This is a genomic window from Chitinophaga barathri (genome assembly GCF_003807585.1).
In the GTDB taxonomy this organism is placed as follows: Bacteria; Bacteroidota; Bacteroidia; order Chitinophagales; family Chitinophagaceae; genus Chitinophaga; species Chitinophaga barathri.
Map to the genome: position 1 here is coordinate 253,316 of NZ_RMBX01000013.1, position 24,623 is coordinate 277,938.

Below are 24,623 nucleotides of genomic sequence, written 5' to 3' on the forward strand. Positions count from 1 at the left end.
TGAGGCTGAATGTTCTTTTTCCGTAAATTAGTTATGCCTTAAGACCGCTTAACCTATGCTTAAACGTTTTCTCCCGCTGCTGATACTTCCGTTCTGTTTCTGGGCCTGTAAAAAATCAGGCGGCGCCCGCCCTTCCGAATCCGGAGTGGACAGCCTGAGCCTGAAATATACCATGGGCATTCCGCTGGCCTACATTCCCGGTGGTACCGGCGTGGTTATTCCTCCTGCCGGGGGACCGTCAAAGTTCTATTTTACTTATGTAAACGGAAAAGTAGCCCGGCGGGACGGCGGGTACGTCCCCATCGCCACTTCTTCCGGCTGGTCTTATATGTATTCACTGGATGTATTTGAAAAGGTGGAATACTTGAAAGATTCCATCATCATCACTCAGGACGATTCCCGGCCCGATCTCGAGGTGATGCCGTTTAGGAGAAAACTACTGATCGAAAACGGCCGTCTCAAAACAAAAATATATTACGATGAGCGCGGGCCTGAATGGAATGATACTTTACTTGTAAGTTATGGCCCGAATGGTAAGGTATCCCGAACTGAAAAGTATAATCAGAATGTTCGGGTGGTTAAAACCTTTTCCTATAGCGGAGCGGGGAACCTGGAAAAAATACTGGGCGCCAGCTATTTCAGATCAGACGGCCAGCAATATGGCGAAAGCACCGAGACTTTTGAAGGATACGATAACAAAACAAACCCTTTGAAAAACCTCTGGTTGTGGGATGAAACGTTTTACCGCTCATTATCCAATAATAATTTTACAAAGTACGAATCGGCATCAATGAACAATGGCAGCCTCAGCCGATCCAGCAGCAGTTGGACGCTGGTATATGATAAACAAGGTAATGTTCAATTCGGCTTATAAATAAAAAAGCAGCCGACCGGCTGCTTTTTTATTTCTTTTATACTCTGCCCATCACCGGGTCTGTAAACGATTCTTTTCCAGTCTCTACTCTCCCCGCATATCTTCTTTCAAAGTCCTGCGAGCCCTTTGCCAGCACGCTGAAATCGTACCAGCCGTGCTGTTTTGCAAGCGGCAGGATCACTTCTTTGCTGCCGCCTTTGGGTACTTCCAGGGTTTTGTCCGCCTGTTTGTAACCATGGTCTTTAAACACCACAGTCGTGGCATCGCCGGTGTTCTGTAGTTTCACGACCAGGTTGCCGGTCGGTTTTTTAGCCCTGTCCAGCTCGTATACGCAGCTCACTTCCAGGGAAGGATCTTTTTTGCTGCCGCGGAATTCGCGGAAGAACCCGTTCGGCCCGTGAAGGCGCAGGTGATATTTTTGGGCGTCAAATTCTTTAACGGGCCATTCGTATTGAATGGTATCTCCGGCCACAACACCAAAGTGCCAGTTGCGGGATATTTCGCCATCGAAAGAGGTGGGCGCGTACACGGTGAACGGTGAGCCTTGCGACCTTTTACCGAACGCCTGGTTGCCCGCGGTCATGCGGATGGTGAAATGATCTTTTTGGTCATTCCAGCCGCCGTCCGCATACAGCTCATAAGGTAATGCGCTGGACGGCCGGATGCCTTTTTCCTGCTCTGCCAGCGGGTTTGCCGTAGCCGGGTTGGCTATCATGCCTTTGATCTCTTCCGCCGTCACTTGTTTATAACCTGAAGGCACGTCTTTGAACTTCGCGCTGTAGATATCTTCTACAAACTGCGTTTTGTTAAGGAAAGGCAGTTTGTCATTGCCTTCGTTGAACGGGCTGAACGCGGCGGTGAGATCCCCGCAAACGGCGCGGCGCCATTTGCTGATATTATCCAGGTGTATGTTTTTGCTGAATTTGTTGTTCACAAAATGTTCCAGGAACTGGATGGTGGAAGTATGGTCAAATACCTGTGAACATACTTTGCCGCCTCGGCTCCAGGGCGAAGCGATCATCATAGGAACCCTGTAACCCAGGCCAATGGCAGCGCCACGGGCTTGTTTTTTCGGGATGCCCTGCGCGATCTCATTTTCCAGGCGTACAAACTCCACTTCGGTGTCTATGCCTTCGGATACTTTGCCGGTGCCGGGTTTTTTGTTGTCCGGGATGGAGAAGGGAGGTACGTGGTCGTAATAACCGTCGTTCTCGTCATAGGTCACGATGAAGATGGTCTTTTTCCATACTTCAGGATTGCTGGTGAGGATGTCCATTACTTCGGAGATGTACCAGGCGCCGTACCAGGGCGCGCTTGGGTGGTCCGAGTAGTTCTGCGGGCTGGCCAGCCACGATACGGTGGGGAGTTTGCCTTCCTGTACGTCTTTGCGGAACTGGTAGAACAGGTCGCCGGCGGGTACGGTCAGCTCGCGGTCCGTGCCTTTGTCGTTGTATTTAAGTTGTGTCATTTTACGGAATTCGGGATCGGCGCTGTTGATCACAAAAGCGCGCTGGTAGAGTTCTTTTTGCCGGGGGCTCAGCTTTTCGAAGTTCTCTTTATTCCATTGGGCGAGTTCTGCTTTTGCTTCGTCCAGCACTTCCTGTTTTTTGGCGATGTCCGCTTTACGTTTTTTTGTTTCGTCATCGGAGCCGGAAGTAGCTTCGTTCAGTTTATTGATCTCGTCCGGCAGGGTGTCCACCAGTTTCTGGAGGTTACGCACGTAACGTTCGGAGAATTTTACGTTAAAGGCTTTATAGAACTCGAGGTTGTTGCAACCGAAGTTCGCCAGCCAGCTTCTTTCTTCGCCTACATAACCGCCGCCGCAGCTGAGATCGTTCTGGTAAAACTTCCAGTTCACATCGTTTTCGGAAAGCAGCTCGGGGAATGTTTTCCAGGGCTGTTTGGCGTAGGTATAGTCCGTATTGCGGATGTTCGCTTTAGGCAGGCCCGCGTCTTCGCTGAAGATCTGGCCGGTCCAGAAAAAAGCGCGGTTAGGCGTGGTGCTGGTCATGGCGGAGCAGAAATTCTGATCGCACACGGTGAAAGCGTCCGCCAGCGCGTAGTTGAACGGGAGGTCTTCGCGGGTGTAATATCCCAGGGTAAGCGGGATGTGCCAGTATTGTTTGTTGCCGGGTCTTTTGGACAGCAGCCATTGGTCGTATTTACCGCCGTTGTTCGCATCCACCTGGTCGTGGCGGCCGTGGGGCAATGCGCCCATCCAGGTCACTTTGGTGTCTTTGATGTGCAGCCTGAAAGGGGAATAGGTTTCGCCCTTGTCGTTGGTTTGCAGCCATACGGGCTTTTTGTCCGGCAGGGAAATGGCGCGGGGATCGTTGAACCCGCGAACGCCCTGGAGAGAGCCGAAACAATGGTCGAACGACCGGTTTTCCTGCATGAGGATCACTACGTGCTCCGCGTCCAGGAAGGTACTGCCCGGCGCCGGGTTGATGGCCATTGCCCGCTGGATGGAAGACGGCAAAAATGCTTGCAGTCCGGCGGCGCCGGATAAAAGCATAGATTTCTTCAGGAATTCTCTTCTGTTATCCATGTGTATATAGGAGTGATTTGAGTAGCGTTTTTTCGTAATCGTGGACAAAGTATAAAAATAAGTCAGCCAAGTGTACTTTCCAATGTTAATTCTATTTTATTTCATTTGGTTTCGTAATTCTTTTTTTAAGTTGTCCTGTAGCGGGGCGGCGAAAGATAATTTAAGCGTGGAGAGGATGTGCCCGGGGAGGAAATGTTGGCGGAGCGCTCCGTTTTCCAGGGCGAAAACACTCTGCCCGTCCCTGGAAAAGTGGGCGTCCGGGCAGTTCCTGTAGGTAAAAACGCGCTGTTCCTGTAGATCGAACAGTACGGATTCTTTACGGCCGTTCACAAGGAAATAACTGCCGTTGAAGGAGAAGCGGGTGAATTCCAACGACTTAACAGAGAAGTGGATGTCTTTTTCCGGTTCTCCCTTCCTATTATATTGCCGGGTGATGTAGGAGTTATCGAATTGTACGTAGAGTTTGTCCGCGGAATCAAAAACCCGGCTTACAAACCTGCGGTTGCTTTGTTCGGTGGCGAGGTGCGCCCCGTCGGGGGTAAAGAGATAAAAAGCGTCGCGGAGGGTATGGGCGGGGGCTTTGCTGCCTGCGCGGGATACGGGAAGGAAGATCATGGTATGCCCGAATACGGTCCTTGTTTTGGAAAAGGTGGGTGAATCCCCGGCGGTATATTGCCCCAGCACCTTGCCGGAATAATCCAGGAACTCCAGCACTTTGCCTTCCAGCGAAAGGATCACCCGTTTTATTTCCGGGAGCACCACGGCGCGTTTGATGCCTTGCGGCCGGTGAATACTGCACAGGTGTTTGCCCGCATGGAAAAGATCCGCCTGCCTGGGATTTAATAAATGAACGGTATACGGCCCTTCCCCGCCATCCGCCGCGGCGATGATACGCCCGGGCAGGTCGGGATAAGCAGGCAGGCCATCGTCCCCGCGCAGTATATGAAAATAGTTATCACTGTTCTGGATGATGAGGAACCGTGAGTCTGCCGTGAACGCGATGCTGCGGGTATTCGATTGTTGCTTCAGCGGGCGGCGGACCGTGCGTTTTCCCTCCGTGGATATCAGCGCCAGCCCGCCCGAACGGTCCATGGCGGCCAGCATTTTTTCATCGGGGCTGAAGGCGGAATGGTTCACTTCCAGCGATTTCAGGCCGGAGCTTTGAAGGCCCCGTGTGGCGTGGTAAAGCGCATTTTTGCCGGTGGACGGGTCGTAAAAGAAAAAGAAGTTATTGCCCGGCGAGGCCGAGAATTGCTGCATACCGGGCGCGGGGAAATGAATAAAGGAAGGATACACATCTTCCCAGACCCGCACTTTCCCATCGCCGCCCGCAGTCACGATCACGCCGGTATCGGGTATGGCCAGCGCTTTCAGGATCTTCCGGCTATGGTCGAACGTGCGGAGCGGAAGCCCTTTAAAATCTGTTTCCACTGCGCTGGAATCGGAGCCGGATATCAGCAGGGTATCCCCGCTGCCCGCCGCAATGTAGTTCACGAGCGCTTCGAAATTAAAGCGGTGCAGTACATTACCGTCTTTGTCCCTTACGGATACGTTCCCTTCTGAGTCTGTACTGAAAATATATTTACCATCCGCCCTGATATGCACCACGCCAAGGTCCCCGTGCTGGCTCACTATTTTCTCCGGTTTACCGCGGAGGGAAAAGAAGTACCCGGCCTCGTAGGTCTGCGCGTATAATTTTCCCTGCGGCGTTTCCCGTATCTCTTTCACCGATGAAAGGTCCAGCTTGCCGGTCAGGCGGAATGTGGCAAAACTGCGTACCTGGTATTCATCATAATTGTAAAGGACGATGATATTTTTCCCGTTGTTGACGAGATAGGTACTGGTGTATTCTTCCGTATAAGTTTGCTCATGCACCAGTTTCCCGCTGGTATCCCACAGCCGCCACAGCGTTCCGCCAAAGGCGCCTGCGAGTTTCCCGTCTGTGGTCAGCTGTGCGTGTACGACGGGTTGTTTGCCGCTGAGTTTCTTTTTCTGTTTCCCCAGCATCCACAATTCACCATGACTGCTAAGCGCCAGCACGGTTTTGTTATCCGCCATCACGTCCACCCATTCCACTTCGCTGTCAAAAGTATGGGTAAGCTGTTTGCCGTTTTTCAGCTGGATGACGTACACGCGGTTATCTCCGCCTGAAGATACCAGCAGGCCGCCATCCGGGGACAGTGCGATATCGTTCACTGAACGTTCGTGCACGTATTCCCATTTGTACAGCGCCCGCCGCTTCAGCAGCCATTCGTTGTTGAACAACTGGCAAAGCAGGTGATACACCCGCGCGGGCACCGCAATACCGTGCTCGCGGCAGATCGCCACAGCATCTTCCAATAGCCGCAACGCCTGCGTCAGGTCCGATTCTTCCAGCTGCTCCACGCGGTACGATATCTCTGAAACGGTGATGAGCGCAATACGCCGTTGCTGTTGCTGGCGCCTTGTTTTCCGCAGTTCCCGGCTGTCTTCAAGGAAAAGGTGTTCCTGCCGTGTGAGATAATGGGGATGAAGTTGGAGGATATCGGCGAGATCGTCCAGGTAGGGACTGTCGTGCCAGAGCACGGTTTCTTCTTCCGCGCCTTCGCCGGCTTTATATTCATTGGCCACATCTTCCAGTCGCTTCAGCAGCACGAAGTCCGTCATGCCCAGCTCCTGCACCCACTTCGATATCTGTGGCCATGAGCGCAGGAAAGATTCATGCGCTACTTCAATGTGCTGGTCATTGGCTACCAGCAGCCGGTAATCCGATGAGGTCATTAAATCAATGACGGCATCCATTCGTTGTTGTTCCTGCCGGTCGTTAAATACAAGGGTGGAACGGCTGATGCGGCGGGAAACGATGCGCCCGCCGTCTGTATTGATCAGCCTGAAAAGGAGGTGGCGCATGGTGCGTTGCAATTCTTCTTTCGGGCCGGGTATTTTTTCGTGGATATGTTCGTACAGTTCGTCCGCGGTGATGCTGATGGCGCCATATACGCCGTTCAGCTCATTGTATACCTTTTCTGAGAGTACATGCCCGCCGGAGCGTTTGAATACGATAGAGAGGGTGTAAGACAGCAAAGGCAGCGGGCTGGGCGCCTGCACCAGTTCGGTCACGATGTTTTCTTCCCATCCTTCGGCGCCTTCAAATAACAATACGGCTTGTTTGGCGGGCTGTATCACGGCTTCGCGCAGCTCGTCGCGGCTCATGGCCGGGATGGGGAACCGGGCGGCCTGCCACGTGTCCCTGAAAGCGCCGGTGATAAAGTACCGCTCAAAATCGGAACGGACGGTGACAATGACCTGCGTGGGCAGCGCGGCTACCTGTTGCAGGTATCTTTCGGCGTCGGGCAGCCGCAGGGCTTCTTCAAACTGGTCGATGATGAGAACGTCCGGCAGGGGGGAAGGCAGGCCTTCATCCGGGCGGACGATGGCGAGGGAACGTCTTTCCGCGCGCAGCCTGGGTACCAGGCCGGCCATCACCAGCGAGGATTTGCCGCTGCCGGAAGACCCTGCCACTACGGTAAATTTCCTGCCCTGGCAGAACGTATGCAGTTCATCGGTCACTTTCCTCCGCCCGAAAAAGAAATCCGCGTCTTCTTCCCTGAATTTCTCCAGGCCTTTGTAAGGATTGAGGCCGGGCGGTTTTGATGGAAGGTCCTTCGGCAGGATATGGGGGATAAAGACAAATTCTCCTTTGTCGTGCCGCGCCAGCGGGAAGATGGCGGGCGTTTGCCGGAGGCTCACGCTCAGGTTGAGACTGCTCTCTTCCACTTCCCGGCGCAGGTACAGATAAAGTTCTGTGGCGGTAATGATACCGTCCCCGATCATGTCCGCTGCTCCGGCAATGCCTTTGAACAGGAATTCCGCGAAGGGGGAATGCAGGCCGCCCGCGGATTCTCCACGGCTGCCAAAGCCCAGCAGTTCGTCTATGGCTTTCTGGTCGTGCGCGGATGAGGTGATCACCTGCCAGGCCTCGTCTGTGGTATATCTTTCAAACAGCTCTTTGTACATCACATTGGGCACGCCTTCGCCAAGGTCGCGCAGGCCGGATGACCAGCGGAAGGCCCCGGCAAAACAACAGTCCAGCAGCAGCAGGAAATGCCTGCAGGGCAGTGCGTTGATGATGGACGAAAGCCATTCCATGGATACAAAACTGGCCACGTCCTTCTGCCCGTCACGCGGGATGAGCCAGCCTTCCGGGCGGTTCGCATGATCGCGGGCCATGCCATGGCCGGCGTAATAGAGTATTACGCGGTCATCCGGTTGTATGTCTGTACGCATTTCTTCAAGGAAGTCCGTCAGCTCCTGCCTGGTGGCGTTATACAGCTCTTTCACGGCAAATTGTTGCCTGCGCAGGAGCTTCGCCAGTTCTCTCCCGTCCTGCAGGGGCGTTTGCAGGGAGGTGAAAGAATCGTAGTCGCTGATGCCGATGATAAAGGCTTTATGTGCGGCAAAGCTGAACATCAATGGGAGTATTATGCTGACTCGTATGATGTAAATTAACCAAATATATAATATGATGTAAGAAGGTTTTTTTCTGCTTCCGGGAAATGTAGTAAATTAGTATTCCTCAGTTCTCACAATAACAGTGGTTAACCCGTACTTCAACACTAAGCCTGGCAGATAGCGCACATCTTCTTTTACTTCTAAACTCATGCGTTTATGAAACATATCCTGTTTTATGGCTTGTCCCTGTTAATAATTGTTAGCGCGCAAGACCTTTCCGCGCAAAGAAAAGGCAGAGGCGGCGGTGGCGTGCAAAGGCAAGCGCCCGCAAAACGTGCAGCGCCCGCAAGCCGCCCGGCGCCCGCACATCGTAATGCACCATCCGGTGGGCTGAACCGTGGCAGCCACAATGAGAACAGAGCCGGCGGCTTCAACCGGGGTACCAACCAGGTGCACCGGGACAATAATCCCGCGCTGAACAAAAAACAGGGCCTCAACCGGCAGGCAGGCCCCAACCGTAATAACAACTCGGCCCTTAACCGCAACGAAGGCGTGAACCGCACGGACAATCACAATTTCAACCGGAACAACAACACCGGTATCCACAACAACAGAAACACCAATATCAATAACCGGAATAATGTGAACGTGAACAACCGGAACAACGTAAACGTGAATAACCGGAATAATATAAACGTGAACAACCGGAACACCGTGGTGGTGAACCGCGGCGTGACGGTGGTGAACAGGCCCGCGTACCGTGTGTATCCCGGCCGCTACAATTATTATTATCATCCGTATACACCTTACCGCTGGGGCCCGGCCTGGCACCCGGTCGGTTTCCTGCTCACTACGATGGCCGTCACTGCGGTGGTAGTGTCCGTAGCCGAAAAACAATATCATTACGACCAGGGCGTGTATTACGAACAAAGCTCCGGAGGGTACAAGGTCGTGCCCGCGCCCGTAGGCGCCACGGTAAGTTCCATGCCCAGCGGTTACAGCATGGTGCCGGTGGATGGGCAGAATTATTATTATTACGGCGGGGCGTTTTATACCAAAACAGGCTCGCAGTACACGGTAGTGCAGCCGCCTGCCGGAGGCGTGGTGTCAAAGCTGCCTGACGGCGCCAAAGAAGTGACGGTGGACGGGCAGAAGTACGTGGAATACAACGGCACGTATTACCAGCCCACCCAGCAGAATGGCGAAAATGTATATGAAGTGGTGGGCGCGGAATGATTTTTTGAACCATTTGAAATAAACACTGTTATCAATAACACGCACCCTCAGCATAGACCGGAAAGAAGCACCCCATCCAAAGAAATTCATGACGTGGAATTTGAATATGAAACCTGCCGGGTGTTCTCACCCCGCAACGGTCTTTTTATTACCCGCACTTAAGCATAACAATACAGCAGGCATCTCCTAAAAACTGAATGCTATGAGGAACCTGTTGATTATTGGCCTGTTGATGCTGTTCCCCTTTGCTACAGCCCTGGCGCAGAACGAACAAGATTCCATCCCCTTCGAACAGGTGGTAGTGGAAAAGATATTCGGCAAAAATAAAACGCTGCTGTTTTTTGAATGCCTGAAGATCTACAAGGACGAGTCATTTGAATTTGTGACCGTGCTGAATGATTATGAAACCGAGAAACATCCCTGGTTTTTGGAGCGGCTTTACCTGCTGAAGATCTACAATGAACAGTTTGAATCGCTGGACGAACAGAAAATGTTTTCCCTCACCAAACGCCTCATTGCCAGCGACCGGGAATACACCAAATACCAGATGCGGTATTACCGGCGTATGATCAAGGTATTGGGCGTGGCACGCACTGCGCAGTTCTTTCAATTGGATAATTATATCGAACAGGCTACAAGAGCCTATCTGCAGAATAACATCCCATTTATAAAACAGCTGGAATCGCACCGGTTGCCGGAACAACCCCCATTGGTTATTAAATAAGTGCTACAATTATGAAAAAGATCATCATTTGTGTAATGAGTGTTTTTTGGGCATTGCCGGGTGCATTTGCACAAAAGAAGCCGAATATCCTCGTCATTTTCGGGGATGATATCGGTGTGTCGAACATCAGTGCGTACAGCCGTGGCCTGATGGGATTCATGACCCCGAATATCGACCGCATCGGTAACGAAGGAGGAGTGTTTGTGCAATATTACGGCCAGCAGAGCTGTACTGCCGGGCGCGCGGCGTTTATCACGGGGCAGTGCCCTTTCCGCACCGGTCTTACCAAAGTAGGGCTGCCGGGCTCGCCCATTGGTTTGCAGAAAGAAGACCCCACCACGGCCGAATTCCTGAAACCGCTGGGATATATGTGCGGCCAGTTCGGCAAAAACCACCTGGGAGACCAGGACAGATACCTGCCCACCGCGCATGGTTTTGATGAGTTCTTCGGTAATCTCTATCACCTCAATGCCGAGGAAGAACCGGAAAATCCCGATTACCCGAAGGGTGCGGAGTTTAAGAAAAAATTCGGCCCACGTGGTGTGCTGAAAAGCACCGCGGACGGCAAGATTGAAGATACCGGCCCGTTGACATCGAAAAGGATGGAAACAGTAGATGAAGAATTCCTGGCAGCTGCCAAGGACTTCATGTCGCGGCAGGTGAAAGCAGGCAAACCTTTCTTTACCTGGTTCAACGCTACCCGCATGCACGTATTCACGCACCTGAAACCCGCCTCTAAAGGTAAAACCGGCCTGGGTTTACAGGCAGACGGCATGGTGGAGCATGATGCAATGGTAGGAGAATTGTTGCAGTTCCTGAAAGACCAGGGTATAGAAGACAATACAATTGTGATCTACACCACGGACAACGGCGCTATGAAGAACCAGTGGCCTGACGGCGGCTCTTCTCCTTTCCGTTCTGAAAAAGATACCAACTGGGAAGGCGCTTACCGTTGCCCCGCCCTCATCCGCTGGCCTGGCGTGATCAAACCCGGCTCCAATTTCACGGGGATATTTTCCGCTGAAGACTGGCTGCCCACGCTGGTGGCTGCTGCCGGCGGAGATACCGATCTTCCCGCAAGAGCTCGCAGCGGTTTCAGCGCAGGCGGCAAAAACTTCAAAGTGCACCTGGATGGATATAACCAGCTGTCTTACCTGAAAGGCGAAACGCCCAGCAAACGCCATGACTTCGTTTATTTCGACGATGATGGCCACCTGGTAGCCTATCGCGACGAACGTTTCAAATATACCTTCGCCATCCAGATGGCAAAAGGGATGGAGATCTGGCGCAATCCTATGATGGACCTGCGCGGCCCGGTGATCATCGACCTGATGACCGACCCATATGAATACGCTGTGGATGGTTCCATTGCCTACGAAAAATGGATGATAGACCGTGCATTCCTCATTCTGCCGGCTGTATCCAAAGTAGGTGAATACCTCCAGAGTTATAAGGCATTCCCGCCAAGGCAAAAACCGGCGAGCTTCTCCATAGACCAGGTGATCGACAAACTGAACACCGCCATAAAATCACATTGATCATACAAAGGAGCGGGCAGATCACCCGCTCTTTTATTATAACCTCTTTTGGCATGAACACCCGCGAACAGGTATTGGAACTACAACAACGCATCGGCGAAAGCATCATCGGGCAGGAAGATGTGATCAGCAAAATACTGACCGGCCTGCTCACGGACGGCAATATCCTGCTGGAGGGACTTCCCGGCCTGGCTAAAACACGCGCCGTAAAAGCCCTGGCCAGCAACCTGGACTGCAAGCTCAGCCGCATCCAGTTCACGCCGGACCTGCTGCCCTCGGACGTTACCGGCACGGAAGTATACCAGCCCCAGTCCGAAGAGAAATTTATTTTCCAGCAGGGGCCCATCTTCAGCAACCTGGTATTGGCCGATGAGATCAACCGCGCGCCCGCCAAAGTGCAGTCCGCCCTGCTGGAAGCGATGGAAGAAAGACAGGTGTCCGTAGCCGGGAAGACGCATAAAATGGAACCGCTGTTCATGGTGCTGGCCACCCAGAACCCGATCGAGCAGGAGGGTACTTACCCGCTGCCGGAGGCCCAGCTGGACCGGTTTGTGATGAAAGTGGAGATCACTTACCCCGACCACGACAGCGAAATAAAGATCATCCGCCTCGTGCGGGAAGAGTCAAAAGCAAAACCGGAAACCAAACCGGCTTTCCCGCAGTCCCTCATCTTCGATGCGCGGAAGGAGATCAATGAGGTGAAGGTGAACGACGCGGCGGAGAAGTACATTGCGGATATCATTTCCGCTACCCGTTACCCGGGGCAGTTCAGCAAAGAACTGGAGAAGTGGATCAGCTACGGCGCCAGCCCGCGCGGCTCTATCTCGCTGGACAAATGTTCCCGCGTGGCAGCCTGGCTGGCAGGGCGTGATTATGTAACGGCGGACGATATCCGTGCCTCCGTGCATGATGTGCTGCGCCACCGCCTCATCCTCAGTTACGAAGCCAATGTAGCGGGCATGAATGCGGACAAGGTGATTGACGAACTGTTAAAAACAGTGGCCGTTGCCTGAGCATAACACATATCCGCCCGGCCTCACCGTTTCGCTGGAGGAGCTGATGCATTATGAATATTACGTGCAGCAGATACCGCTGCTTCCCCAGCACCCGGTATATTCCCTGCTGGCCGGCCGTCACGCCTCCAAGCTGCGTGGCCGCGGGCTTGACTTTGAAGAAGTGCGGGTGTATGTGCCGGGTGATGATGTGCGGAATATAGACTGGCGCGTAACGGCGCGCACAGGCATTACCCATTCCAAGGTATTTAACGAAGAAAAAGAAAGGCCCGCGTTTATCATCGCGGACCAGACGGCCATGCTGTTCTTTGGTTCGCGTATGTTTGTGAAGGCCGTTACCGCCGCGCAGGTAGCCGCGCTCAGCGCATTTTATATCCTAAAAAGAGGAGACCGGGTAGGCGGCATCATTTTTAACGAAGACGGTCACCGGTTCATTGCACCCAAAAGAAGCAAGTCGCATGTGCAGTTCCTGCTGCAATCCCTCGCGGATATGAACCAGTTGCTGCCCCAACGCAAACAATTAAAACCGAATACCCCTTACCTCAATGATATTCTCAGGAGGGCACGCTCCACCGTCACGCACGATTACGTGGTGACGGTGATCAGCGATTTTTCCCTGATCGATGACGAAACCCGTCACCACCTGCGCAGTCTTTCTTTTCACAACGACGTGCTGCTGATCCACATTACAGACCCGCTGGACGCCCGCCTGCCGGACGGCAAACTGGTACTGGGCGATGGCCGTTACCAGCTGATGTGGCAGAACGGCCGGGGGCAGCAGGGAGAACGATATGCGGCTTCCTACAATGATATGATCAGCCGCTTCACGGAAGAGTTCCGCAACTACCGCATGCCTTTCGTGACGATGGATACCGCTACGCGGGTGGAAGACCAGGTGATGAAATATTTCAGGACACAACAAACCACAGCAGGATGATACAGGATGCCGGACAATTGATAGAACCGCCACCGGTTCAGTTTTCGCCTGTTACGCCAGGCTGGTATGTATCGGGCGCGCTGCTGGTGATCCTGCTGGCAGTGCTGGCCGTGTTGCTCATCCACCGTTACCTGCGCAACCGCTACCGGCGACAGGCGTTGCAGCAATTGGAAACCATCGCGGCGGGGCCGCAGGGTTTGTACGAAGTAAATATGCTGATGAAAAGGATCGCCATGCGCAATTATGGCCGGGATGCGGTAGCCGCCCTGCGAGGGGATGAGTGGGTGGATTTTTTGAACAGCGTGTGGAAAGAAGCGGCATTTACACCGGAAGAAGGGAAAGCCCTGAGCGATGAATTATACCGGGAGTCTTCAGCCGCCGTGCCCGCAGCGTTCCTTGATAAAAGCAAACGCTGGATCAAAGGGCACAGGCGATGAGCCGGGAAGGTTTTTTACAGGGCACCGAAGATAAAAATGATGACGCATTTCGAGATTGCATATAAATGGGTATTCCTGCTGCTGCCGTTGCCGCTGCTGGCATACTGGCTGCTGCCGCTGCTCCGGCGGCGGCGCACGGCCCTCATTGCCCCGTTTTTCCAAAGGGCGGTGGACATCGCCGGCGGCAAGCCACGGCGCAACTCATGGGTCACTACCCGCAACTTCTGGATGTGGCTGGCCATGAGCCTCTGCTGGATCTGCCTGCTCGCGGCCGCTTCTTCGCCAAGGCTGGTGAGCCAGCCGGGGAAGAAACCCAAAACAGTACGCAGTTTTCTTATCGCGGCGGATATCTCTTTCAGCATGGCGGAAACGGACTGGGTCGTACATGGCAAACGTATGAGCCGCTGGGATGCGGTAAAATCACTGATGAAGGATTTTGTACTAAAAAGGAAAAGCGACCAGATCGCCCTGGTGGTATTTGGCAGCAACGCTTACCTGCAGGCGCCCCTTACCACGGACCTGCCGATGATCTCCTGGCTGCTGGACCAGACGGAAGTAGGCATGGCCGGGCAAATGACAAACATCGGCGATGCGATCGCCTTTAGCATGAAGATACTCAAAGCGGATACCATCCCGCAGAAAGTGATGTTCCTGCTCACGGACGGGGTGGACACCGGCACGGACATCCTGCCGCTGGACGCCGCGCATGCCGCCGGGAAAGATTCCATCACCATCTACACGATGGGCATCGGCACTACGCACAGCGGCAGCGGTTACGACCTGGATGAAAAGACATTAAAAGGCATAGCGGCCGCCACCGGCGGTCAATACTTTAATGCCATGAACGAAAAGGAGTTGAACAATGTATACGCCACGCTGGACAAGCTGGCCCCCGTCACTTACGAAGAAGAGAACTACAAGCCTGTAACGCTCCTGTATTTCTACCCATTGGCGGCCGCGGCTTTGCTGGGGCTGGCTTTTCACCTGGCGGCGGGGATCATTCACCTGTTCAGCAAATGAATGCCGCCGGAATATCTTAACCGGCAAAAACATTATTCACCCTTCCCGTAAAATGAATGCAAGCGGAAGAGAGGCAGATACGGCTGGAAGTGATGACCAGTAAAACCATTCGCATTTAACAGGCAAAGAAACAATGAACTTCTCCGACTATACAAATATCGACTGGCATCAGTTCCATTTCCTGCGGCCCGCCGCCCTGTACCTGCTCATCCCGCTGGCGGTCATCGCGGTGTTGCTCGCGCTGGGCAACCGGGAAAGGACGAAATGGAAACAGTTCATCATCCCGCAGTTTCGCCGGTACATGTTTTCGCCGGGCAACCGCAGGGCGGTGATATTGCCTTTGGTATTGTTTATCGTTGGCATAACATTGATCATCGTGGGCGTGGCGGGCCCCACCTGGAAAAAGATAGAAGTGCCCGGCCAGAAAGTACAGGCTGTGGTGATGGTAGTGATGGACCTCTCGAAGTCCATGCTGGCGAAAGATATTCCACCGGGCCGGCTGGAGCGCGCCAAACTGAAGCTGAGCGATTTCCTGGACGCCAAACCCGGCGCGGCCACCGGCCTGCTGGCCTACGCGGGTACGCCGCACCTGGTGCTGCCGTTCACCTCGGATTACGCATTGATCAAATTTCAGGCGGGGAGCCTCGATAACTGGGAAATGCCTGTACAGGGCAGGAACACCGAACTGATGATGCGCATCGTGGATACGCTGATGCAGCCCATACTGGCGCCCAGCCATATTGTGCTCATGACGGACAGTATTTCCTCAACGGATGCCGGGATTTTCGAAAACTACGCTGCTTCGCATATCCACAAACTGGAAGTGTTGCTGGTATCGCCCGCTTCGGCACAGGGCGTTCCTTTGCATAATAAAAACATCAACGTTACGCCGGTCACGCTGGACACTACCGATGTAGGCAGCATTGCCGGGCGCGTGCGGGACCAGCTCATTTTCGAAAAGGATGAAAAGAAGGATGACCGACACTGGCAGGATATGGGGTATCTGCTTATTCTGCCCGCCCTGCTGATCGCGCTTTACTGGTTCCGCAAAGGCTGGGCCATCCAATGGTGCTGGGCGGCGCTGATGCTGGCATTGGGCGGCTGCAGTGTAAACAGCCGGGAGGCGGATTGGTGGTATACCAAAGACTACCAGGCCCAGGTGCTTTACAACGAAGGTAAATACACAGAAGCCGCGGACCGCTTCAAAGACCTGCCGCACAAAGGCGTGGCGTACTACAAAGCGGGAGACTACGAAGCCGCCGCCGAAGTGTTCGCGCTGGACACCACTGCTGCCGGCCAGTACAACCGTGGGCTGAGCCTCACCAAACTCGGCAAATACGATGAAGCGATGGAAGCCTTTTCTTTGGCGGAACAAAAGGACAGCTCGTTTAAACGCCTGGCCGAAGCAGGGAAACAACATCTGAACGTCACTAAAGTAGAAACAGATTCCGTGATGCGGTACGATAAAAAGAGTGACTCCGTTGTAAAAAAAGCACAGGGCAAAGATTCCCTGAAAGAACGCAAACCGACCGCCCAGGATCAGAAACTGGCCTCGGAAACACAAGTGAAAGACCTGCCCAAATCCGGTGACCGGCTTACCGAAGAAGTGAAATCGAATATTCATGAAGCGCATGAAAGCGACGATCCGCCATCGGGAGATTCAACAGGCAAGGCCGGTAAACCGCTGGATATGAAAAACCTCATCCTGCGCAAACCGCCCGCCGATCCGGGTATGTTCCTGCACAAACGGTTTGTGCTGCAACAAAAACGGTATTACAAAAACATCAAACCATAAAGTGAGAACTTACGCGTACATATGTTTTTTCCTGTTGCTGCCGCAGTACACCACGGCGCAAACGAACGTATTCGCCCGGGCGGAGCTGGACAGGAACAGCGTATATAACCAGCAGCCGTTCAAAGTCACTTTCACGGTAGTGACCACCACCTGGTACACCGCGCCCCTGCAATTTGATAATCTCCAGGTGAGCGACGCTTTCATCGTGCCTTTCACACGCAGCATACCGGGGCAGTACGAAATGAACGGCAAATATTTATCGGGCGTACAGTTTTATTACATGGTGTTCCCTTACAAAGCCGGCCGTTTTTCCTTACCGTCCATGGCTATAACCGCGGAGAGCCCGGCAGAAGGCACTTCCACCGGCAGGAAAATAACCGTGCATACCGCCCCGGTCAGTTTCACGGTAAAGCCCGTCCCCAAGGAATACCCCTCCGGCCATGAATGGCTGGTAGCAAGGGATGTAAGTATCAGCGACAACTGGAGCAAGCCGCTGGATAAAGTAAAAGTGGGCGATGTACTGGAAAGGACCATCACCGTGGATGCATTGGGGACGTTGCCGCAGCTGATCCCGGAAGTAAACACGGCGGCGGGCAAATGGGCGGGCGTATACCCTAAAAACGCCGAACTGAAAGACACCCGCGATGAGGAAAACGCCAACGGCGAGAGGACCGAACGTGCCAGTTACCTGCTGCTGGAAGCGGGAACTTTTAATATCCCGGCGGTGGAGGTGTACTGGTGGAATCCATATGTGGGCAGGTTGTACAAAAAATCCGCTCCTGCCAGGACCATCCACGTCCAGCCAAATCCCGACCTCGGAATGCTCACTACCCTGAAAGACAGCCTTGCCGCCGCCGCCCCGCCTGCAACGGCCGCGCACAAAGGCCCGTACCGCATCCTGGGCCTGCCCTGGTATTGGGCGTTGTTGTATGCAGCCGTCATTTTACTGGTTATATGGATATTGGTGAAAATGACCATCATCCTGTACCGCCGCGCCAAAACGGCCCGTGAGCATTATTTACAGAGCGAGCTGCACTGGTTCAGGCAATTCAGGAGCGCGGACGCGGGCTCGCCGGACCTGCTGCGGAAACTATACCATTGGTGGGACCGGTTCTTATTCCCGCAAAAGACTATTACTGAAACCGTGGAGGAAAGATCGGCTTTTCATGACTACATAAAAGAAGTATACTCGTACGATCATATCGATAAGGAAAAAGGCGAAACCTTAAAACAGGTCTTCACGCAATACCGCGAACAATGGAAAAAGTCGCCGCCTGCGGAAAAGAGCGGCCCGGACGTATCGGCGGACCAGCGGCCATGGCCCTGAATAGTACCTTACGCTCCTGTGGAACGAACATTCCGCAATACCCGGTGTTATAATACAGTACTCCTGCACAAACATCATTAGCCTCTTCAGCAGCATTATTCCAAACCCGTCAAATGCTCGTATGAAGAAGATATTACTCCGCACAACAGTTGCCCTATTGCTCAGCGCTTCTGCCGTTATACAGGCGGCCGCCCAGGAAAAGCCCGAATCCAGCGCACAGGAGCTGGCGGACAAACTCGCCAATCCCGTTGCCAGCATGATCAGTTTCCCATTGCAGAACAATGCGGACTGGGGCATTGGTCCTTACAACGGTTCCAAGTATACGCTGAACATTCAGCCGGTGATTCCCTTCAAACTAAGTAAAAGCGTGAACCTGATCACCCGGTATATTTTACCGGTGGTGGATCAATACGATGTTTCCGGCGAGGGCAATCATGAGTTCGGTTTGAGCGATGCTTCGGTATCGGCTTTTTTTTCTCCCTCTAAACCCTCCAAACTGATATGGGGCGTGGGGCCTGCTTTCCTGGTGCCTACGGGTACGGAAAACTTTCTCTCTACACGGAAGTGGGGCGCAGGCCCAACGCTGCTCGCCCTGCACCAAAGCAAGGGGCTTACCGCCGGCTTCCTGGCAAACCAGATCTGGTCTTTCGCCGGAGATGAGGACAGGGGGCAGGTGAACCAGCTTTTTATACAACCTTTTATTACCCACAACTGGCAAAGCGGCGCGGGCTTTGGCGTCAATGCGGAGATAACGGCAAACTGGGCAGGGAAAGAAACCACTGCTTTTATCAATCCCGTGTTCTCCGGCCTCACCAAATTTGGTAAACAACCGGTACAGCTGGCCGTTGGCCCGAGAATTCCCGTGGCCGGGCCCAGCCATTCCAAAGCAAACTTCGGGTTGAGGGGCGTGATAATATTTGTGTTCGCGGAATAAAATCGTGTGAATGTAATCCTGGTGGCAAAAGACTGACAGACCGGATTAAGCAAAAAGTACAAGGGCGCGGCGATGGCCGCGCCCTTTGTTATGCTTTGAGGGTCGTTGTGAAAAGGTCGTCATTGCGAGGAGCCGTGGGGGATTTGTGCGGGAGCCGCGACGAAGCAATCTCCGGATATTGGCGTACATCCATTCGATGGAGGAGATTGCTTCGTCGCCCTACCCACTTTAGCGCTGCTGCTCCTCGCAATGACGGGCTTTGTTATAAAAACAAACAGGCGTGGTCGTTAGCACCACACCTGCAGCTTATTCAGGGTTTCCAATAATTCAGGATGATTCAGGCCGGTATCATTAGTAGATAGTATTCCAGTCTTTTTTCATATCCACGATGGTCCAGTTTCTTTTGGCGGCTTCATCCAGCGCCTTGTCCAGCTTGCCGATATGCGAAGCCCGGTCGTACGCCCATTCTCTTTCCGCGTCCGTGTGATGTACGATCAGGCCGAAACGGATGCCTTTGCCGATAGTGCTGTATTGCAGCATTTGCAGGTCCCCGTCTGAATTACCAAAGGCCGCGATCGGCTGTTTGCCGATGAACCGCTGGATGCCCACGGGTTTGCCCGGCCCGTCGTCCACAAACAGGCCGTCGCTCTCACGGCGTAATGCCGGCGTATCATTGACCATTTCAAACTTCAGGTTCGCGTACGTGCCCACGATATTCTCTGACGGAATGTTGTACGCCCGCTCCGCCCAGGGGCGCATAAAGTCCACGCCGCCGCCGGATACAATGAAGGTTTTAAAGCCGTTCTGCTGCAAATACAGGATCAGCTCTTTCATGGGTTTATAGGTCAGTTCGGTGTATTTAACTTTTTTGATAGGGTGCCTGGCTGTGTCTATCCAGTTAAGTACAATCTGTTTGAATTCGGCGGAGGTCATGCCCGCGTGGCTGGCTCCTACGATCTGGCCGATGCCCATAATACCCGCTTCAGCCAGCGTTTTCATATCGTTTTCCAGTACTGCTTTGTAAGGCTGTTTCGTTTTCCATTCGGGATGCTGTGCGGCCAGCGACCTGATGCGGTCGAATGCAAAAAGGCCCTGGAAATACATCGGCTGTTCGGACCACAGTGTGCCGTCGTTGTCGAATACGGCGATGCGGTCTTCCGGCTTTACGTAATTCACATCATTACTGTCAGTCACCGCATCCACAAATTCCAGGATGGCGGTACGTGTTTTGCCTTCGTTCCAGGAAGGCAGCACTGAGTCTGGTAAAGGCTGGTCGGAGTTGGAACTTTGATGGCCGGGTGCAGGTTGTCTGCACCCGGTGATCATCAAAACAGCAGACAGGAGGTAAAATATCTTCTTCATCCTTGCAGATTATTTAGTGAATGATTTAACGTTATAAGCAATGGTGAGCATAAATGTGTTTCCCTGGAACCTGTTGCGGGCCATGATCTCGCCCAGCCAGCGGAAGCCCAGCTGGCTGCGGAGCCCCGGCAGGTAAATGTTTGCCTCCGGCCCCAGCCCGAACATTTTGTCTTTGTCCCCGCCCAGTGACACGATCTCCGAACCTACGGGTACTTCATCGGCGGTGCTTTTGAACTGGAAATAATACACCAGCCCCGCGTTGATGATCACAGGTATCGGGCCGTCGATGGCTTTTTTGTACCAGGTTTTTCCCAGCCCGCCTTCGATGGTCAGCAGGTTGCCCGCCTTCACTTCGCTGTCCCGCTTTTTGCCGTTCACCGCGTAGGAGAACAGGCCGGAGAAATGAATGGTCTTTTTCTGATCAAAATAAACGGTGGAGCCAGCGGCGAATTCATTGGAGAGCATACCCAGCCCGGTGTTGTCATCTGCGCCGGGTTCATATTTCCCCGCCGGGAAATACAAGGCGTAACTGAATATAAAGTCCGCCTGTTTTACTTCCCAGCCCAGCTGTACCGGCTGGAAATAAATATCCGTGAATGCAAGACTGTGTTTGGTGTTCGTAAGATTGGAGGAAATGCGGTTGGATGCAAAAGGGAACAGTACCGTACCGCCCAGTTTGCCGCCCAGTATTTTTTTATTGAATACCCATGCCCCGCCAATACCGGTGATAAACATATTAAGGTCTACGTTGTCCGTGATCACATCGCCATTGTCGTTACGGAGCTTACCTGTGTTGTAAAGATAAACGGGTACTACCAGGCTGAAGCCGGGAGGGGCTTGCGAGCCGCTTTTGAGGCCGACATCGCCGAGGAGGTGGGTGCCTTTTAACTGGGCTGATGCAGGGCTTTCAAGGACAATGATCATCACCGCCAGCATTCTTAAGAATGTGCGCATACGTCATTATTAATAAATGAGTAATCCTTTTCTGAACAATAATGATGAGAGGAAATGTGTGCTTAGGAGGGATTATAAACGTATATGCAATTTAACCAGTAATTCGCGAATCAAAAAATATTTTTCGTGTTCAGAACAATCAAACTTCATGTGTGTTAGTATTCTGGAGCCGCTATGAGCGGCAGTCTCTCCCTGGCATTAAACAACCTCATCTCCTTAGCTAGTTTCCTTTATCTGACGTCATAGTACGCCATACCGCTGATGCCCGGAAAACTCATTCATTATGTTTTATCATACGTTGATAGGTTTATATAGGTTGATAATAGAACCGGGCGGAATGATCCCATTCCGCCAGTTTTTCTTTTTATGTTTTACATGCATACTGCTGAATATGGCGGCGTCCGCCCAAACGGGCAGCGTAAAGGTGCATAAAAAGGATTCCGATTATGCGGACAGCATGAAGGGTAAAGGGTATCCCTGGCGTTTCCCGCTGCTGGGCAGCAAGGTAGCCTCGCGTGGTTTCAGCCTGCAATATCCGGTAGGTGCCATGATCAACTTTTCCCCCGGCAGCCAGAAAGTGAATATCAGCGACCTGAAAGTAGGCATCGGCAGCCACGAGCCGGTAGATCTTGACTTTGTCAAATTCGGTGAAGTGAAAGCGGAGATACAGGCCCTTACCGCCCGTATGGACCTCTGGGTGCTGCCTTTCCTGGATGTTTACGGCATTGCCGGGAAGGTGTGGAGCAAAACGAACGTGAGTGTGGTATCTCCCATCCAGTTCAATACCGAAGCGAATTTTGACGGGCATGTGTTAGGCCTCGGCGTCACGCTCGCCGGCGGGTATCACGGCTTTGTATCCATCAACGACTTCAACCATACCTGGACGATACTGGATAATATTGAAGGCGCGGTGAAAACCTGGATGATAACGCCGCGGCTGGGCTATAATTTCAATTTCCCGAAAGACAGGATGCTGACCTTCTGGGTCGGCACCACGGGCCTCCTGGTGGATAAAGGCACAGCGGGCTCTATCAATATCGGCAACCTGACTGAAGATATACCCCAGGATAAATTACAGGAGATCAAAGACGAAACGGCATCCTGGTACCAGGGCCTCAGCCGCCCGCAGCAGATCGTCGTGAAAGATATCGCGGACAAGCTGATAGACAAGATTGAGACCAATAACCCCGATGGGGTTATTATTAATTATTCACTCCGCAAAAGACCGGTGAGCAACTGGAGTATGCTGGTGGGAGGGCAATACCAGTTCAGCAAACGCTGGCAGGCCAGGGTGGAAGTGGGATTCCTGGGCGGCAGACAGTCGGGCCTGCTGTCCGCAAACTACCGGTGGCGGTGGTGATGAAAAACATTCAGCTGCTGTTCCTGTTCGTCCTCCTGTCTGTTTGCCCGAGGGCGGCCGCGCAGGTGCTGCACCCGGAGGACAGGGACGAAGTGGTGTTTTATAACGATGATAAACTGATCGGAGAGATAAAAAGGATGCAACGCGGCGAGCTGGTATTTGACCCGGATAAAATAGACGACGATGTGACCATCAACCTGAAAGACGTTAAGATCCTCCGCGCCCGCCGCATCCCTTACGTGATAGAAGACATTTATACGAAAAAATATTACGGCACGATGGAACAGGGCATTGGTCCGGGCTGGGTGAAGATCATGATGGCAAACGATACCGCGGATGTGTTTGTGGAAGACCTGGATAATATCCATGAGCTGGAAGCCAATTTCTGGAAGCGGCTCACCGGTAACGTCAGCCTGGGTTTTTCGTTCACGCGCAGCAGCAATATCGGGCGCATCAACGGCAGCAATTCGCTCAGCTACGCCACCCGCTTGTGGACCTACCAGCTCACCGGCGACATTATTTACACGATAGACGAGGAGTTCAGGGGAATCGAAAAAGCAGACCTGGCGCTGGGCGGTTATATCGAGTTCTGGAAAAAATGGTTCAGCGTTACGCAGGTACAATATCAGCGGATCACAGAACTGGGGGTGACAGCGCGTATACAGGGCACGGAAGGGCTGGGGCCTATCCTGATCAAAAACCGGCACAACGACCTCCGGCTGGCAACGGGAGTGTCCGTTCAGCAGGAGTATAGCGCGGACAGCATAAAAGGAGATTCGAGAAGTTCGTCCGTGGAAATACCGGTGTTTTTTAACTATTACCTGTTCCGCCTGGGCACGCCGCGGTTGCAGCTGCAGGTTTCGAACAATGTGTTTTTCAGCACCACGCAGCCCGGCCGCTGGCGCTTCGACCAAAATACAACTGTAAGCTGGAAGATCATCAAACACCTGAATACGGACCTCCAGCTGTACACGAACTTCGACAGCAAACCCCTGGATGCGTCCGCGAGGAAAGTAGATTACGGCGTGGTGTTCAGTATCGGTTATTCATGGTAGAGAACAACAAACATATATATCATCATCACTAAAAAAGAAAAACATGAAAAGACTATCGTTCACAGGTTTAACGCTGGTGCTGCTTCTGGCGGCCTGCGGCCCGACATTAAAAGTCACGTCTGACTACGACCGTCAGGCCAATTTCGCACCGTACAAAACATTTGCATTTTATAACCCGGCAGGAGAAAAAAGCTCCATCAGCGAGTTGAACCGCAACCGCATACAGAATGCGGTGATCGATCAGATGAAAGCCAAAGGATATACCGAAGCTGATACTGCCAGCGCGGACCTGCTGGTGAATACGATCACCGTTGCCAAAGAAGGGAAAAGCGTGACCGCCAATACTGATTATTATGGTTATGGCGGCATGTACAGGCCTTATGGTTACTGGGGCGGCGGCATGGGCATGGCAACCAGCACCACCAATTATTCGGTGGATAAATACATAGACGGCTCCGTGATCGTAGACGTAATAGACAGGAATAAACGACACCTGGTTTGGCAGGGAGTAGGCAACAGCCAGATCGACTCGCCGTTGAAAGATCCGGACACGCAAATCCCCAAAGCCATCGCTAAGATTATGAGCAGTTTCCCATCTAAGCAGTAAACAAGCGGAATTGTCTCATAAAGGCTTTGTATTTGTAGTCCCCCCTGTCGTGAAAGCGGCAGGGGTTTTTTGTTGCCCCCATCTGTTAGTTACAACTATGCACTTTAGTGTAAGGGCTTTAGTAATGCAGGAAAATCCAGGACAGAACTGGCCTTGTCTGGAGCATCGTTGTGAAAGGGTCGTCATTGCGAGGAGCCGCGTGGGATCTGTGCAGGAGCTGCGACGAAGCAATCTCCGGATCCTGGTGTACATCCATTCGATGGAGGAGATTGCTTCGTCGCCCCACCCACTTTAGCGCTGCTGCTCCTCGCAATGACGGGATTGCCCCTTCCGCTTTAGCTCAACTGCTCCTCGCAATGAACTGTGTTTAAAAACAACTATTATTTAGATAATTTTTATCATATACTGTATGGGTAGTGGCTATTGCAAAGGCTTGTTTAATCAGTTTATTGGCTACTGCTATAAGCGCCA

At 52.8% G+C, this 24,623-nt stretch carries 18 protein-coding genes; 14 read left to right on the forward strand and 4 right to left on the reverse strand.

Annotated elements, in window-relative coordinates; all coding sequences use genetic code 11:
- Positions 1-55: 55 nt before the first annotated feature.
- Positions 56-874, forward strand: a complete 819-nt coding sequence (locus EG028_RS22705; protein WP_120518445.1) for a hypothetical protein — start codon at positions 56-58, stop codon at positions 872-874.
- Positions 875-911: 37 nt separating this feature from the next.
- Here EG028_RS22705 and EG028_RS22710 read toward each other — a convergent pair whose 3' ends face one another.
- Positions 912-3,422 carry a phosphocholine-specific phospholipase C gene (locus tag EG028_RS22710; RefSeq protein ID WP_120518640.1) on the reverse strand — a complete coding sequence of 837 codons (2,511 nt, stop codon included), beginning with the start codon at positions 3,420-3,422 and terminating at the stop codon, positions 912-914.
- Between the two features lie 96 nt (positions 3,423-3,518).
- Positions 3,519-7,871 carry an nSTAND1 domain-containing NTPase gene (locus EG028_RS22715; protein WP_120518444.1) on the reverse strand — a complete coding sequence of 1,451 codons (4,353 nt, stop codon included), beginning with the start codon at positions 7,869-7,871 and terminating at the stop codon, positions 3,519-3,521.
- Positions 7,872-8,069: 198 nt separating this feature from the next.
- On the opposite strand from EG028_RS22715, the gene EG028_RS22720 reads away from it, so the two are divergent.
- The 10 genes from EG028_RS22720 to EG028_RS22765 all read left to right on the forward strand — a co-directional run bounded on the left by EG028_RS22720 (position 8,070) and on the right by EG028_RS22765 (position 18,814).
- The gene (locus tag EG028_RS22720) at positions 8,070-9,089 is read left to right on the forward strand and encodes a DUF6515 family protein (protein ID WP_120518443.1); all 1,020 of its coding nucleotides are present in this window, start codon (positions 8,070-8,072) and stop codon (positions 9,087-9,089) included.
- Between the two features lie 202 nt (positions 9,090-9,291).
- Positions 9,292-9,813 carry a hypothetical protein gene (locus tag EG028_RS22725; RefSeq protein ID WP_120518442.1) on the forward strand — a complete coding sequence of 174 codons (522 nt, stop codon included), beginning with the start codon at positions 9,292-9,294 and terminating at the stop codon, positions 9,811-9,813.
- A gap of 11 nt (positions 9,814-9,824) precedes the next feature.
- Positions 9,825-11,351 (forward strand): arylsulfatase, encoded by a 1,527-nt coding sequence (locus EG028_RS22730; protein ID WP_120518441.1) that lies wholly within the window; start codon positions 9,825-9,827, stop codon positions 11,349-11,351.
- The gene (locus EG028_RS22735; RefSeq protein ID WP_221198113.1) at positions 11,348-12,364 is read left to right on the forward strand and encodes an AAA family ATPase; all 1,017 of its coding nucleotides are present in this window, start codon (positions 11,348-11,350) and stop codon (positions 12,362-12,364) included. The genes EG028_RS22730 and EG028_RS22735 overlap by 4 nt, the downstream gene beginning before the upstream one ends.
- A complete protein-coding gene (locus EG028_RS22740) occupies positions 12,357-13,301 on the forward strand; it encodes a DUF58 domain-containing protein (RefSeq protein ID WP_120518439.1) in 945 nt (314 codons plus the stop codon). The genes EG028_RS22735 and EG028_RS22740 overlap by 8 nt, the downstream gene beginning before the upstream one ends.
- The gene (locus EG028_RS22745; RefSeq protein ID WP_120518438.1) at positions 13,298-13,738 is read left to right on the forward strand and encodes a DUF4381 domain-containing protein; all 441 of its coding nucleotides are present in this window, start codon (positions 13,298-13,300) and stop codon (positions 13,736-13,738) included. The genes EG028_RS22740 and EG028_RS22745 overlap by 4 nt, the downstream gene beginning before the upstream one ends.
- A gap of 36 nt (positions 13,739-13,774) precedes the next feature.
- Positions 13,775-14,758, forward strand: coding sequence for a VWA domain-containing protein (locus EG028_RS22750; protein ID WP_120518437.1), 984 nt, complete (start codon positions 13,775-13,777; stop codon positions 14,756-14,758).
- Between the two features lie 133 nt (positions 14,759-14,891).
- On the forward strand, positions 14,892-16,553 hold the full coding sequence (locus EG028_RS22755) for a VWA domain-containing protein (protein ID WP_120518436.1): 1,662 nt from the start codon (positions 14,892-14,894) through the stop codon (positions 16,551-16,553).
- Position 16,554: 1 nt separating this feature from the next.
- Entirely contained in the window at positions 16,555-17,880 is a 1,326-nt protein-coding gene (locus tag EG028_RS22760) for a BatD family protein (protein WP_162946599.1), read from the forward strand.
- A 121-nt stretch (positions 17,881-18,001) separates the two neighbouring features.
- Positions 18,002-18,814: a hypothetical protein gene (locus EG028_RS22765; RefSeq protein ID WP_120518434.1), complete on the forward strand. Its 813-nt coding sequence runs from the start codon at positions 18,002-18,004 to the stop codon at positions 18,812-18,814.
- A gap of 351 nt (positions 18,815-19,165) precedes the next feature.
- Here the strand turns inward: EG028_RS22765 and EG028_RS22770 are convergent, their stop codons facing one another.
- Positions 19,166-20,176, reverse strand: a complete 1,011-nt coding sequence (locus EG028_RS22770) for an HAD family hydrolase (protein ID WP_120518433.1) — start codon at positions 20,174-20,176, stop codon at positions 19,166-19,168.
- Between the two features lie 9 nt (positions 20,177-20,185).
- Positions 20,186-21,130 carry a SphA family protein gene (locus tag EG028_RS22775; RefSeq protein ID WP_120518432.1) on the reverse strand — a complete coding sequence of 315 codons (945 nt, stop codon included), beginning with the start codon at positions 21,128-21,130 and terminating at the stop codon, positions 20,186-20,188.
- Between the two features lie 391 nt (positions 21,131-21,521).
- Here EG028_RS22775 and EG028_RS22780 point away from each other — a divergent pair, with 391 nt between their 5' ends.
- Genes EG028_RS22780 through EG028_RS22790 form a run of 3 tightly spaced genes read left to right on the forward strand, consistent with a single transcriptional unit; the run spans position 21,522 to position 24,152 of the window.
- On the forward strand, positions 21,522-22,490 hold the full coding sequence (locus EG028_RS22780; RefSeq protein WP_123864766.1) for a hypothetical protein: 969 nt from the start codon (positions 21,522-21,524) through the stop codon (positions 22,488-22,490).
- Positions 22,490-23,545: a DUF481 domain-containing protein gene (locus EG028_RS22785; RefSeq protein ID WP_120518430.1), complete on the forward strand. Its 1,056-nt coding sequence runs from the start codon at positions 22,490-22,492 to the stop codon at positions 23,543-23,545. Before EG028_RS22780 ends, EG028_RS22785 begins: the two co-directional genes overlap by 1 nt.
- A 43-nt stretch (positions 23,546-23,588) precedes the next feature.
- Positions 23,589-24,152, forward strand: a complete 564-nt coding sequence (locus tag EG028_RS22790; RefSeq protein WP_120518429.1) for a DUF4136 domain-containing protein — start codon at positions 23,589-23,591, stop codon at positions 24,150-24,152.
- Positions 24,153-24,623: the final 471 nt, after the last annotated feature.